Below are 13,583 nucleotides of genomic sequence, written 5' to 3'. Positions count from 1 at the left end.
GGACTTCAATCAGTCCGGAATTTCATCGGGGACTGGCCGAGGCGCAGGGGCGGTCAGCGAGGTGATCTTGATCAGCAGACCGAGGTGGCCGTTGTCGAGGAAGTTCAGCTGGCCGTTCTTGGTGTGGCTTTCCTGCTTCATGCGTTCGCTGGCGGTCACCATGCCATTGGCGTCGATCTGATTGACCCAAAAATCCGCGTCGACGTCGGTGAAACGCCCCAGTTTCAGGCTCAACGTACCCTCGATCGGGAACTGGCCGAACTGCTCCGTACCGTCGCTGATCGCCACTTTGCTGGCTTCTTCACCGAGGTTCTGCTGCCAGGCCTTGTGCAGCAACACCGTGTACTCATTGCTGGCGGTGAGTTTTTCCACTTCGCCATTGAGGCTTGGCGTGCGCAGGCTGTCGGGGCTGATGGGCTGCGCGCCGGCCGCCCAGTCCTCCGGTGCGGCGCGGCTGACAATGGCGGGCACGGCGTTTTGCCGGACCAGGATCATTTCAACCTGATACAGATCATCGGCAAACGCCGTGGGGGCGACCAGCGCTGTTATTAACATTGTCAGCAAGGTCAGTGAGCGAAACAGGCGCATGCGGCGTCCTTCAAGCAGTTTTCGGAATGAGGCGCTCGAACAGCGCCTCTACAGTATTAAAGCGCTCTTCCGGGCGCTCCATCGGCACCTGGAATTTAAACATCGTGGCGCCTTCGAATTTGTAGCGTTTGGGCTGGCTCTGGATCAGTTTGATCAGCGTCAGCGGGTCGACCGGCGTTTGCGTGGCGAACTCGATTCGACCGCCTTGCGGGCCACCGTCGACTTTCTTGATGCCCAGCAACTCGGCCTGCAATTTCAGCGCCGTGATGCGCATCAGGTTCTTGGTTGGCTCCGGCAACAGGCCGAAACGGTCGATCATCTCTACTTGCAGGTCCTTGAGGCCTTCCTCATCGGTGGCCGAGGCGATGCGTTTGTAGAGGATCAATCGAGCATGAACGTCGGGCAGGTAATCTTCGGGGATCAATGCTGGTACACGCAGATTGACTTCCGGACCGCCGCCCAGTGGCTGGTCGAGGTTCGGTTGTTCGCCCTTGCGGATCGACTTCACTGCGCGCTCGAGCATTTCCATGTACAGCGTGAAGCCGACGGCCTGGATCTGCCCGCTCTGACCGTCGCCGAGCAGTTCGCCGGCACCACGGATTTCCAGGTCGTTGGTGGCGAGCACGAAGCCCGCCCCGAGGTCCTGCGTGTTGGCGATCGCCTCCAGACGCTTTTCCGCGTCCGGGGTGATTTGCTGGCGCGGCGGCGTCAGCAGGTAAGCGTACGCCTGGTGGTGACTGCGGCCGACGCGACCGCGCAACTGGTGCAACTGCGCCAGGCCGAACTTGTCGGCACGCTCGATGATGATGGTGTTGGCGCTCGGCACGTCGATGCCGGTCTCGATAATGGTCGAGGCGATCAGCACGTTGAAACGCTTGTGGTAGAAATCGCTCATGACCTGTTCGAGATCGCGTTCGCGCATCTGCCCGTGGCCAATGCCGATCCGCGCTTCCGGCACCAGTTCGGCGAGGTCGGCGGCGCATTTCTCGATGGTCTTCACGTCGTTGTGCAGGTAATAGACCTGACCGCCACGCAGCAGCTCCCGGAGCAGGGCTTCTTTGACCGTGCTCTTGTTCTGCTCCATGACGAAGGTCCGCACCGACAAGCGACGGGCCGGCGGCGTGGCGATGATCGACAGGTCGCGCATGCCCGACACCGCCATGTTCAGCGTGCGCGGAATCGGTGTGGCGGTCAGGGTGAGGATGTCGACTTCACTGCGCAGGGCCTTGAGCTGTTCCTTCTGACGGACACCGAAACGGTGCTCTTCGTCGATGATCACCAGCCCGAGGTTTTTGATTTTGACGTCGTCCTGCAGCAACTTGTGCGTGCCGATGACGATGTCGATCTTGCCTTCGGCGAGGTCCGCGACGGCGGCGTTGACTTCCTTGGTCGACTTGAAGCGGCTCATCACTTCCACGGTCACCGGCCAGTCGGCGAAGCGGTCGCGGAAACTGTTGTAGTGCTGCTGGGCGAGCAGGGTGGTCGGCACCAGAATCGCCACCTGACGACCACCGTGCACCGCGATGAAGGCTGCGCGCATCGCCACTTCGGTCTTGCCGAAACCAACGTCGCCGCAGACCAGGCGGTCCATCGGTTTCGGCGCGAGCATGTCGGCGCGCACCGCTTCGATGGTGGTTTGCTGGTCCGGGGTTTCTTCGAAGGGGAAGCCGGCACTGAAGGTCGCGTAATCGGCTTTCGGGTCGGCGAAGGCATAACCTTCGCGGGCGGCACGACGGGCATAGATGTCGAGCAATTCGGCGGCGACGTCGCGCACCTGTTCGGCGGCTTTGCGTTTGGCTTTCTGCCAGGTCTCGGAACCGAGACGGTGCAGCGGGGCCAGCGCATCGTCGCTGCCGGTGTAACGGGCGATCAGGTGCAGGTTGGCCACCGGCACGTAAAGCTTGGCGTTTTCGGCGTATTCGAGGGCGAGGAATTCAGCGGCCTGGTTGTCGATTTCCAGCGTGGCGAGGCCCAGATAGCGACCGACACCGTGATCGATGTGCACCACCGGCGCGCCTTCGCGCAGCTCGGTGAGGTTCTTGATCACGGCATCGTTGTTGGCGTCGGCACGTTTTTCGCGGCGACGACGCTGCATTACGCGCTGACCGAACAATGGGCTTTCGGCCACCAGCGCCAAGGCCGGGTCGTCGAGCACCAGACCTTCGTCGAGCGGGGCGATGGTGATCGCCAGGCGCTCCTTGCTCGCGACAAAATCCGGCCAGCTGTCGACGGTTTTCGGCCGCAGCTTCAAACGGTCCAGCAATTCCAGCAGCACTTCGCGACGACCCGCAGACTCGGCGGTAAACAGTACGCGGCCAGGGAATTCGTCGAGGAAGCCGGCCAGTGCCGCCAACGGTTGGGTGGCCTTGGCTTCGATGGCCAGGTTCGGCAACTCCCGAGCCGGGAAGCGCTCGCGGCCGACACCGGTGTCCACGTCTTGTTGGCTGGCGACAACGCGCGGCCAGTTCTTCAGGCGTGCGAAGCAATCCTCTACCGGCAGGAACAATTCGGCCGGTGGCAATAAAGGACGGGAGGGATCGACGCGGCGCTCTTCATAGCGATTGCGCACATCGTTCCAGAAATTCTCTGCCGCTTGCTCGATGCCCGGCAGGGAAAACACTTGCGTGTCCTGGGGCAGGTAGTCGAACAGCGTGGAGGTTTCGTCGAAGAACAGCGGCAAGTAGTACTCGATACCGGCCGGTGTAATCCCGCTGCTCAGATCCTGGAAGATCGGGCAGCGACGGAAGTCGACATCGAAACGCTCACGGAAGCGCGCCTTGAACCGCGTGACCGCGTCCTTTTGCAGCGGAAACTCTCGCGCGGGCAGCAGGCGAACGGTTTCCACCTTGTCGATGGAGCGCTGGTTTTCCGGATCGAATGTACGAAGCGTCTCGATTTCGTCGTCGAACAGGTCGATACGGAAGGGTAATTTGCTGCCCATCGGGAACAGATCGATCAGCGAGCCGCGTACGGTAAATTCGCCGTGCTCGTACACCGTGTCGACGTAGCGATAGCCGCTGGCTTCAAGCCGGGTGCGCATTTGCTCGACGTCGAGCTTCTGGCCGATGTCCAGCACCAGGCTGCTGCCGAGCAGGAATTTGGTCGGCGCCAGGCGATGCAAGGCAGTCGTGATCGGCACGACCAGCACGCCATGGCTCAGCTCCGGCAACCGATACAGGGCCGAAATACGCTGGGAAATGATGTCCTGGTGCGGCGAAAACAGATCGTAGGGCAGGGTTTCCCAGTCCGGGAAATGCAGCACCGGCAAATCCGGGGCGAAGAAACTCAGCTCCTGTTCCAGCCGTTCGGCACTTTGGCTGTCGGCGGTCAGCAGCAGGGTAAAGCGCTTGGCAGCGCTGGCGGCCTCGGCAATGGCCAGGCTCAGGGCGGCACCGGGCAGATTGCCCCAGTGCTGTTTACCTGCCGCGGCAGGGAGAAGCGGTAGACGCAGAACGGGCACGGAAGGTTGAGCTCCAAGCGTTGCGACAAAGTCGGTAATTGTAGCGGCCTCAGGTGCCGGCTGTCAGTTGCAGATATGTCTATTACGCGGGTTGGGCAAAATGTAGTGGTAAAGACAAAATCCGGCCGTTTTTTAGTGAAAATCAGCGATTATGTAGTGGCAAAACCAACCAGTGTTACGGATGGTTACGGACAAGGCAGCGCTACCTCCAAAAAATTGACTGTGCTGGAAGGCCCGGTTTTACTGGGCTCCAGCGCGGCGTAAGTTTTTTGAACGGAAATTTGTTACTGTCCGCACGACAGGCGCGCATTGCTACGAGAGGCACTCGGCGGCATAATGTAGCCCCTTTTTTCTGCCCCTACATATGTGGAAGGTTCCCGTGACTCAGAAGCCCGACCAGTGTCTTGGTGAATGGATCGACCGTGAAGCACTCGCAGAAGCGATGATTCCGCTTATCGGTCAGCTCTACCGCAACAACAACGTGGTGAGCTCGATCTATGGCCGCAGCCTGATCAATCGTTCAGTCATTGCGATTCTCAAAGCTCACCGTTTTGCTCGTCATCGCCAGTCCGATGACAGCGAACTGTCCGTCCACGAAACATTCCCACTGCTCAAAGCGATGAGCGAGCTCAAGCTCGGCGCCGCTTCGGTAGACCTGGGCAAGCTTGCGGTCAAATTCAAGACCACCGGCAATGGCCGCACTGCCGAGCAGTTCGTCCGTGAAGAACTGGCTGACGTGGTTGGCCAGCAAAACGTTTCCGCTCGCAAAGGCACCGACGTTGTCCTGTACGGTTTCGGTCGTATCGGCCGTCTGCTGGCGCGCATCCTGATCGAGAAAACCGGTGGTGGCGACGGCCTGCGTCTGCGCGCCATCGTTGTCCGCAAGGGCGCCGAGAACGACCTGGTCAAGCGTGCCAGCCTGCTGCGTCGCGACTCGGTTCATGGTCCGTTCGATGGCACCATCACCATTGATGAAGCCAACAACACCATCACCGCCAACGGCAACCTGATCCAGGTTATCTACGCGAAAAACCCGACTGAAGTGGACTACACCCAGTACGGCATCAAAGACGCACTGCTGGTGGACAACACCGGTGTATGGCGTGACGCCGACGGCCTGGGCCAGCACTTGGCCTGCCCGGGTATCGACCGCGTTGTTCTGACCGCGCCTGGCAAAGGCAAGCTGAAGAACATCGTTCACGGCATCAACCACGGCGACATCACCGCTGACGACAAGATCGTTTCCGCGGCTTCCTGCACCACCAACGCCATCGTGCCGGTGCTGAAGGCGGTCAACGACAAGTTCGGCATCGTCAACGGTCACGTTGAAACGGTTCACTCGTACACCAACGACCAGAACCTGATCGACAACTTCCACAAAGGCGATCGCCGTGGTCGTAGCGCCGCGCTGAACATGGTGATCACCGAGACCGGTGCTGCCACTGCTGCTGCCAAGGCGCTGCCTGAACTGGCTGGCAAGTTGACCGGTAACGCGATCCGCGTTCCGACGCCAAACGTGTCGATGGCCATTCTCAACCTGAACCTTGAGAAAGCCACCACTCGCGAAGAGATCAACGAGTACCTGCGCCAAATGGCCATGCACTCCGATCTGCACAAGCAAATCGACTACGTCAATTCGCAGGAAGTGGTTTCCACCGACTTCGTTGGCTCGCGCCACGCAGGTGTTGTGGACGCTGAAGCGACCATCACCCAAGACAACCGCGTTGTTCTGTACGTTTGGTACGACAACGAGTTCGGTTACAGCTGCCAGGTGGTTCGCGTGATGGAAGACATGGCCGGTGTAAACCCGCCAGCGTTCCCGCGCTAAGCGTGAGTTAGCTGCACATGAAAACGCCCCGACTTTGGTCGGGGCGTTTTTGTTTGTGGGGTTTGTCAGTTACAGGTGTGTTGTCTGGGCGGGCCTCTTCGCGGGCGAGCCTCGCTCCTACAGGTTGTGCGTCGATATTGAGATCGCATGCGACCTGTAGGAGCGAGGCTTGCCCGCGAAGGCGATCGATCAGTCGCCACCAACCACCGCTGCCTGCGCCGTCCGCAATTCATGCTTGTTGCCCCGGAACAACACCAGCGTCGCAATCAGCCCCAACACCGCCGCGCCACTGAGCCAGATCCCCGGTGCCGCCTTGTTGTCCAGCACATGAATCAGGTACGTACAGGCCGCCGGCGTAAAGCCACCGAAGGTTGCCGTCGCCAGGCTGTAGGCCAACGAGAAGCCGGTCGTGCGAACTTCCACCGGCATGATCTCGGTCAACGCCACTACCATGGCGCCGTTGTACGAGCCATACAGGAACGACAGCCATAACTCAACGATCAGCAAATGGCTGAAGCTCGGGTTCGCTACCAGCCACGACAGGGCAGGGTAAGCGGTGAGGATCGCCAGAATGGTCGCCGCCAGCAGTAAGGGTTTACGCCCGATCCTGTCGGAAAATGCGCCCATCACCGGCAGCCAGAAGAAGTTCGACAAGCCAATGCACACCGTCACCAGCAACGCATCCAGATCCGACAGGTGCAGCTCGGCTTTGCCGAAGGTCGGGGTGTAGGCGGTGATCAGGTAGAACGACACGGTGGTCATCACCACCAATGCCATGCCGGCGATGACGATGCCAAAGTTCTGCCCGATCGAACGGACGATCTCGCGCAAGGTAGGGCGATGTTTGCGCGCCTGGAACTCCGGCGTTTCTTCCAGTGACCGACGAATCACGAAGATCACCGGCACGATCATGCAGCCGATCAGGAACGGCACGCGCCAGCCCCAGTCACCCATTTGTTCCGGGCTCAGCCAGTGGTTCAAACCCACACCCAGCAGGCCGGCGAAGACCACCGCGGCTTGCTGGCTGGCGGACTGCCAGCTGACAAAGAAGCCCTTGCGGCCCGGCGTGGAGATCTCGGCGAGGTACACCGACACCCCCCCCAATTCCACTCCGGCGGAGAAACCTTGCAGCAGTCGACCGAACAGCACGATCAGCGGCGCGGCCACGCCCAAAGTGGCGTAACCCGGTACGCAGGCAATCAAGACTGTGCCGGCAGCCATCATCGCCAGGGTGATGATCAAGCCTTTGCGACGGCCGTGACGGTCAATATAGGCGCCAAGAAAGATCGCACCCAACGGGCGCATCAGGAAGCCGGCACCGAAGGTGGCCAAAGACAACATCAAGGAAGCGAAAGCGCTGTCGGCCGGGAAGAAGGTTTTGGCGATGGCCGTGGCGTAAAAGCCGTAGACCATAAAGTCGAACATCTCGAGAAAATTACCGCTGACAACGCGAAAAATCGCTTTGCCTTTGCTCGTGTTGGAGGACATGTGTAGATACTCACGCTGGTAAATCTTGTTTGAAACGCTGCACCTGTGGGAGCGAGCCCACAGGTTTTGCGTCTTACTGTCGGGCGCTGGACAGACCTCGCTCCCATGCGCTCTGAGGCCCATAATGGCGGGCGCGGTTTTGAGGGGAGATGAAGATTTGTTAACTGGACGGTGGATCGGGATTGTGATTGTGATGCTGGCCTGCGTTTTGTCCGGTTGTGGCAACGGCGATAGCCTGGAACGCTTCGACGGCCCGACCATGGGCAGTCGCTACTCCATTCAATACGTAAGGCATTCCTCCACGCCCGGGCCGAAAGCGGTGCAGGCCGAGGTCGAAAAGATCCTCGCTGACGTCGATCAACAAATGTCGACCTACCGCAGCGACTCCGACATCGAGCGCTTCAACGATCTCCCGGCCAATCGCTGTCAGAAAATGCCCGCGTCCATCCTCAAACTGGTCCGCGTCGGTGAGCAGCTGTCGGAACAAAGCGCAGGCTCCTACGACCTTACCGTCGAGCCGCTGCTCAATCTCTGGGGTTTCGGCCCGCAAGCCCGCGAGGAAAAAGTCCCCGCTGCCCAGGCCCTCGCCGAAGTGCGGCAGCGAGTCGGTTACCAGCACTTGCACATCGATCGCGATCAGTTGTGCAAGGACGCCGCCGTCGAAGTCGACTTCAATAGCATCGCCGCCGGATACGCCGTCGACACGATTGCCGCAAGGCTGGAAGAGCTGGGCATCCATAACTACCTCGCCGAAGCCACCGGCGAACTCAAGGCTGCGGGCAAGAAACTCGACGGCTCGCCCTGGCGCATCGCTTTGGAAGAACCTCGAGATGATCAGCAAGTGGCTGAACGCATCATCGCGGTCGACGGCTACGGCGTGTCGACGTCCGGTGACTACCGCAATTATTTCGTACAGGACGGTCGGCGTTATTCCCACACCTTCGATGCCCGCACCGGTGCACCGGTCGCACACACCCTGGCGTCAGTCACGGTGATTAATCCTTCGGCGTTGATGGCCGATGGCTTATCGACGCTGTTGCTGATTCTCGGCCCGGAGCGCGGTTGGGACTACGCAGAAAAACACGACATTGGTGCATTCTTTGTGATTCGTGCCGATACAGGTTTCGTCACACGAACCACTCAGGCTTTTGAGCGCTTGAGTGGCGCAAAAACCGAGTGAAGACTGGCGTTGTAGTGCAGGCAAAACTAGCCTACGACGCGACCAAGGGTTAATGTGCGCGGCGTTGACGCTTCTATAGACTGTGTCCGGGTTCTGCACTGGCCCCAAATTGTTCCTTCACGCCACAGATCGGCGTGATTTAGCCGCAGGTGCCGATGGCGCCGCGGCCTGTTCTGAGGAGTACGCATGGCTGTCTACAACTACGACGTGGTGGTGCTGGGTTCCGGCCCGGCGGGAGAAGGCGCGGCAATGAACGCCGCCAAAGCAGGGCGCAAGGTGGCGATGGTCGATAGCCGTCGCCAGGTCGGCGGCAACTGCACCCATCTGGGCACCATCCCGTCCAAGGCACTGCGTCACTCGGTCCGGCAGATCATGCAGTTCAACACCAACCCGATGTTCCGGGCCATTGGTGAGCCGCGCTGGTTCTCGTTTCCGGACGTGTTGAAAAGCGCCGAGAAAGTCATTTCCAAACAAGTTGCCTCGCGCACCGGCTACTACGCCCGTAACCGCGTCGACGTGTTCTTCGGCACCGGCAGCTTCGCCGACGAGCAAACCATCGAAGTGGTCTGCGCCAACGGCGTGGTCGAAAAACTGGTGGCCAAGCACATCATCATCGCCACCGGTTCGCGCCCGTATCGCCCGGCGGACATCGATTTCCACCACCCGCGTATCTACGATAGCGACACCATCCTCAGCCTCGGCCACACCCCGCGCAAACTCATCGTTTACGGCGCTGGCGTGATCGGTTGCGAATACGCGTCGATCTTCAGTGGCCTGGGTGTACTGGTTGAGCTGGTGGACAACCGCGGTCAGTTGCTGAGCTTCCTCGACTCGGAAATTTCCCAGGCGTTGAGTTACCACTTCAGCAACAACAACATCACGGTTCGCCACAACGAAGACTACGACCGCGTCGAAGGCGTGGACAACGGCGTGATCCTGCACCTCAAATCCGGCAAGAAGATCAAGGCCGACGCCTTGCTCTGGTGCAACGGCCGTACCGGCAACACCGATCAGCTGGGTCTGGAAAACATCGGCGTGAAGGTCAACAGCCGTGGCCAGATCGAAGTCGACGAAGCCTACCGCACTTGCGTACCGAACATTTACGGTGCCGGTGACGTGATCGGCTGGCCGAGCCTGGCCAGTGCCGCGCACGACCAGGGCCGTTCGGCCGCTGGCAGCATCGTCGATAACAACAGCTGGCGCTTTGTGAATGACGTGCCGACCGGCATCTACACCATTCCGGAGATCAGCTCGATCGGCAAGAACGAGCAAGAGCTGACTCAGGCCAAGGTGCCGTACGAAGTGGGCAAGGCGTTCTTCAAGAGCATGGCGCGTGCACAGATCGCTGGCGAGCCGCAGGGCATGCTGAAGATCCTGTTCCACCGCGAGACGCTGGAAGTGCTGGGCGTTCACTGCTTCGGTTATCAGGCGTCGGAGATCGTGCACATCGGTCAGGCGATCATGAGCCAGCCGGGCGAACTGAACACCCTGAAGTACTTCGTCAACACGACGTTCAACTACCCGACCATGGCTGAAGCCTATCGGGTAGCGGCGTACGATGGCCTCAACCGGCTTTTTTGAGCGGCTCCGGCCGGTGGCCTGAGCCGGCCGGGGAGACCGATTTCAGCAATTCTCGAGCGTGGCGCTGGCCAAACCGGGAAAGTCTGTAATCAGGCTGTCAACGCCGAAGTCGGCGAGTCTGCGCATCAGCGCGGGCTCGTTGACTGTCCACACCGACACATGCAGCCCCTGACGCTGCGCCTTCTGCAGGCGTTCCGGCGTACACAGGGTCCAGTTCAGCGCCAGAATCTCACAGCCATAGCTTTGCGCGACCTTCAACGGGTCGAGCCAGGCGTATTCGGCCACCAATCCGCGGGACACGTCCGGCACCAGGTCCTGCGCGGCTTTCAACACTTCCCGCGAGCTCGAGGTGATCGTCACCTTGTCGAGCATGCCGAAACGCTGAGCCATTTCGCGAATCGCCAGCACGGTGGTGACGGCGCGAGTGCGTGAAGCGCTTTTGACTTCGAGCTGCCAGTGCTCGAAATCGCATTTCTCAAACAGTTCTTCCAACGTTGGAATCGGGCACGGCTTGATCCAGCCCGGGCCGCCCTTGCGCGCGTCGTAGGTCACCAGTTCCTTGGCGGTGTGCTCAACGACTTTGCCGCGCCGGTCGGTGGTGCGCTTGAGCGTCGAGTCATGGATGACCATCAACTCGTTGTCCATGGACAGGTGCAAGTCCAGCTCGCAGCGCCGCACGCCATGCTTGAGGCATTGCTGGAAGCTGGTCAGGGTGTTTTCCGGTGCTTCGCCTTTGGCGCCGCGATGGCCGTAGATGAGGGTCACGGTTCTTCCTTAAATTAAATGCCTGATTCGATTTGTTCGCGGGCCAGGCGTCGTTCCTGGGCCTGCTTCTGCAAAATGTAGCGGGCCAGCAACTGGCGTTGCGCATCGGTCGGGTGAACGAACTCTGTGCCGATGTCATAGCCATCGCCCTTGCGATCGCAATGGGTGACACGGGCCCGCAGCAACAGGCCAAGGGCTTGCGGCATCAGCACCAGTTTGACCGAGAGGTGTGCGCCGGCGGCAATCGGCGTCGGATGCTGAAAGTCTATGCCGCCTTCGGAAATGATCACCGGCTGCGGTTCGCCGATCTGCCCGAGCACGGTGATGGCGATCACCTGGCTGAGCAAATCGATGCGTTTATTCTGGGATTTCAGGAAGGCCGCGAGGTTGCGGTCGCGCTCGCTGATCTGGCGCAACAGGTGTTGCGACTCGAATTCGCTCAGGTGCAGTTCGCTGAGCAAGTTGAAGAGTGGGGAAGCATCCTGCAACACTTCCTGGCCTGCGGCTTCGGGAGCAGACAGGGGCCGAATTTCCAGTGCGATCGAATCCTCGATACGGTATTGTTCGCGGCGTCTTCTTCATCTAATGGCGACCTGGCGACCCCAGGGGGGGGGGGGTGGTTTGGGTTAAAGCTGTGTACCGCCCCCCCCCACCAGGACGGTCCTTTTCCCTCCGAACAAGCCCCCACATGTTCAGACCTCTCCTCGTATTTTTTTGCACGCGTTATACCCGTGCAAAGCGTCGCAATCATTTTTTGTCATTCATTTCCCTGACCTCGATGATCGGACTCGCCCTTGGCGTGGTCGTGATGATCGTGGTGTTGTCGGTCATGAACGGCTTCGATCATGAGATGCGCACCCGCGTGCTGGGCATGGTGCCCCACGCGACCATCGAGTCCGGTGAGCCGATCAGCGACTGGCAAAGCCTGGCCGCCAAGGTCAAGCAGAACCCGCAGGTGACGGCCGTTGCGCCGTTCACCCAGATGCAGGGTTTGCTGACCAACAACGGCAAGGTCTCCAAAGTCCTGCTCAATGCCATCGATCCTGCGCTGGAACGGCAGGTCTCGATCATTGATAACTTCATGCAGCAGGGCAAACTCGACGATCTGGCGCCGGGCAGTTTCGGCATCGTCATCGGCGACAAGGCCGCGGCCAAGCTCGGTGCCGCCATCGGCGACAAGCTGACCTTCGTGGCGCCGGAAGTCACCGTGACCCCGGCCGGGATGTTCCCGCGCATGAAACGCTTTACCGTGGTCGGCATCTTCCATGTCGGCGCCGGTGAACTCGACGGTTACCTGGGCATCACCAACCTGCAGGATCTGGCCAGGCTGCATCGCTGGAAACCCGATCAGGTGCAAGGCATCCGGTTGAAGTTCGATGACCTGTTCCAGGCACCACGCGTCGCGTGGACCATTGCCCAGGAGCTCGGCGAAGATCATTTCTACGCGCGCGACTGGACCCGCACCCACGGCAATCTGTATCAGGCGATCCGCATGGAGAAAGCCATGATCGGCTTGCTGTTGCTGCTGATAGTTGCCGTTGCTGCGTTCAACATCATTTCCACGCTGGTGATGGTCGTTAACGACAAGAAGGGCGACATCGCGATTCTGCGTACCCTCGGCGCCACGCCGGGTTCGATCATGGCGATCTTCATGGTGCAGGGCACGGTCATTGGTGTGGTCGGTACGCTGATCGGCGCCGTGGTCGGGATCTTCGCCGCGCTGAACGTCAGCGCCGCGATCTCGGCCCTAGAAGGCCTGATCGGGCACAAGTTCCTGAACGCCGACGTGTATTTCATCGATTACCTGCCGTCGCAAGTGCAGAGCCAGGACGTGTTGATGGTCTGCGCCGCCGCGTTGGTCCTGAGTTTCCTCGCCACCCTGTATCCAGCCTGGCGTGCCGCGCGCACCCAGCCTGCGGAGGCGCTACGTTATGAGTGAGTTGGGCATGAGTGATAAAGCAATCTTGAGCTGCCGCAACCTGGGCAAATCCTACGAGGAAGGCCCGGAGTCGGTAGAGGTTCTGGCCGGTCTGCAACTGGAATTGCATCCGGGTGAGCGCGTGGCGATTGTCGGCACTTCGGGTTCGGGCAAAAGTACCTTGCTCAACCTGCTGGGCGGCCTCGATACGCCAACCAAGGGCAGTGTCTGGCTTGATGGTGAAGAACTGTCGGCGCTGAGCGAGAAGAATCGTGGGCTGCTGCGTAACCGTTCCCTCGGGTTCGTGTACCAGTTCCACCACTTGCTGCCGGAATTCACCGCGCTGGAAAACGTCTGCATGCCGCTGCTGATCGGCAAGACTGCGATCCCGGAAGCGCGTCAGCGTGCGACGGCGTTGCTGGAGCGGGTAGGGCTCGGCCATCGCCTGCAGCACAAGCCGTCGGAACTGTCCGGTGGCGAACGTCAGCGTGTGGCCATCGCCCGCGCCCTGGTGAACAAGCCAGGCCTGGTGATGCTCGACGAGCCGACCGGCAACCTCGACTCCCACACCGCCCAGGGCATTCAGGATTTGATGCTGGAACTCAGCACTTCGATGCGCACGGCGTTTCTGGTGGTGACTCACGACATGAACCTGGCTCGCCAGATGGATCGCGTCCTGCATTTGCAGGAAGGTTGCCTGACGCCCATCTGATTGGCCGAAACCCGGTGCGACTGAACAGTCCGTCGGGTCTTTTATTTTTATACGGTGCCCCAG

9 protein-coding genes and 1 pseudogene are annotated in these 13,583 nt (G+C 60.3%); 5 read left to right on the top strand and 5 right to left on the bottom strand.

Features of this window, described 5'->3' with window-relative positions:
• Positions 1–9 precede the first annotated feature (9 nt).
• Entirely contained in the window at positions 10–588 is a 579-nt protein-coding gene (locus AEQ67_RS14485) for a CsiV family protein (protein ID WP_059404517.1), read from the bottom strand.
• A 10-nt stretch (positions 589–598) separates the two neighbouring features.
• A complete protein-coding gene (gene mfd, locus AEQ67_RS14480; RefSeq protein ID WP_059404516.1) occupies positions 599–4,048 on the bottom strand; it encodes a transcription-repair coupling factor in 3,450 nt (1,149 codons plus the stop codon).
• Between the two features lie 364 nt (positions 4,049–4,412).
• On the opposite strand from mfd, the gene AEQ67_RS14475 reads away from it, so the two are divergent.
• A complete protein-coding gene (locus AEQ67_RS14475; RefSeq protein ID WP_059404515.1) occupies positions 4,413–5,876 on the top strand; it encodes a glyceraldehyde-3-phosphate dehydrogenase in 1,464 nt (487 codons plus the stop codon).
• Positions 5,877–6,065: 189 nt separating this feature from the next.
• On the opposite strand, the gene AEQ67_RS14470 is transcribed toward AEQ67_RS14475, so the two are convergent.
• On the bottom strand, positions 6,066–7,364 hold the full coding sequence (locus AEQ67_RS14470; protein WP_059404514.1) for an MFS transporter: 1,299 nt from the start codon (positions 7,362–7,364) through the stop codon (positions 6,066–6,068).
• Between the two features lie 193 nt (positions 7,365–7,557).
• Between AEQ67_RS14470 and AEQ67_RS14465 the strand changes: the two genes are divergently transcribed.
• Together AEQ67_RS14465 and sthA are read left to right on the top strand one after the other, a co-directional pair.
• Positions 7,558–8,544, top strand: a complete 987-nt coding sequence (locus AEQ67_RS14465) for an FAD:protein FMN transferase (protein WP_059404723.1) — start codon at positions 7,558–7,560, stop codon at positions 8,542–8,544.
• Positions 8,545–8,730: 186 nt separating this feature from the next.
• Positions 8,731–10,125, top strand: a complete 1,395-nt coding sequence (gene sthA / locus AEQ67_RS14460; RefSeq protein WP_007907752.1) for a Si-specific NAD(P)(+) transhydrogenase — start codon at positions 8,731–8,733, stop codon at positions 10,123–10,125.
• Positions 10,126–10,167: 42 nt separating this feature from the next.
• Here the strand turns inward: sthA and AEQ67_RS14455 are convergent, their stop codons facing one another.
• A complete protein-coding gene (locus AEQ67_RS14455) occupies positions 10,168–10,890 on the bottom strand; it encodes a glycerophosphodiester phosphodiesterase (protein WP_059404513.1) in 723 nt (240 codons plus the stop codon).
• Between the two features lie 14 nt (positions 10,891–10,904).
• Positions 10,905–11,482 (bottom strand): annotated as a pseudogene (locus AEQ67_RS14450) (PilZ domain-containing protein); the annotation flags it as partial.
• A 96-nt stretch (positions 11,483–11,578) separates the two neighbouring features.
• Between AEQ67_RS14450 and AEQ67_RS14445 the strand changes: the two are divergent.
• Both AEQ67_RS14445 and lolD read left to right on the top strand, forming a co-directional pair.
• Positions 11,579–12,829, top strand: coding sequence for a lipoprotein-releasing ABC transporter permease subunit (locus AEQ67_RS14445; RefSeq protein ID WP_059404512.1), 1,251 nt, complete (start codon positions 11,579–11,581; stop codon positions 12,827–12,829).
• A gap of 7 nt (positions 12,830–12,836) precedes the next feature.
• Positions 12,837–13,520: a lipoprotein-releasing ABC transporter ATP-binding protein LolD gene (gene lolD / locus AEQ67_RS14440; protein ID WP_177333648.1), complete on the top strand. Its 684-nt coding sequence runs from the start codon at positions 12,837–12,839 to the stop codon at positions 13,518–13,520.
• The last annotated feature ends 63 nt before the right edge of the window (positions 13,521–13,583 follow it).

The sequence above is a fragment of the Pseudomonas sp. RIT-PI-q genome, from assembly GCF_001297125.1.
Classification (GTDB): domain Bacteria; phylum Pseudomonadota; class Gammaproteobacteria; order Pseudomonadales; family Pseudomonadaceae; genus Aquipseudomonas.
This window is presented reverse-complemented; position numbering and strand designations above follow the sequence as displayed.

What these genes read in the sequence shown, in the direction of transcription:
- AEQ67_RS14445 (WP_059404512.1), top strand. Translation starts at nt 11,579, where the DNA reads ATGTTCAGACCTCTCCTCGTATTTTTTTGCACGCGTTATACCCGTGCA.
- AEQ67_RS14470 (WP_059404514.1), bottom strand. Translation starts at nt 7,364, where the DNA reads ATGTCCTCCAACACGAGCAAAGGCAAAGCGATTTTTCGCGTTGTCAGC.
- AEQ67_RS14485 (WP_059404517.1), bottom strand. Translation starts at nt 588, where the DNA reads ATGCGCCTGTTTCGCTCACTGACCTTGCTGACAATGTTAATAACAGCG.
- AEQ67_RS14475 (WP_059404515.1), top strand. Translation starts at nt 4,413, where the DNA reads ATGTGGAAGGTTCCCGTGACTCAGAAGCCCGACCAGTGTCTTGGTGAA.
- AEQ67_RS14465 (WP_059404723.1), top strand. Translation starts at nt 7,558, where the DNA reads ATGCTGGCCTGCGTTTTGTCCGGTTGTGGCAACGGCGATAGCCTGGAA.
- sthA (WP_007907752.1), top strand. Translation starts at nt 8,731, where the DNA reads ATGGCTGTCTACAACTACGACGTGGTGGTGCTGGGTTCCGGCCCGGCG.
- lolD (WP_177333648.1), top strand. Translation starts at nt 12,837, where the DNA reads ATGAGTGATAAAGCAATCTTGAGCTGCCGCAACCTGGGCAAATCCTAC.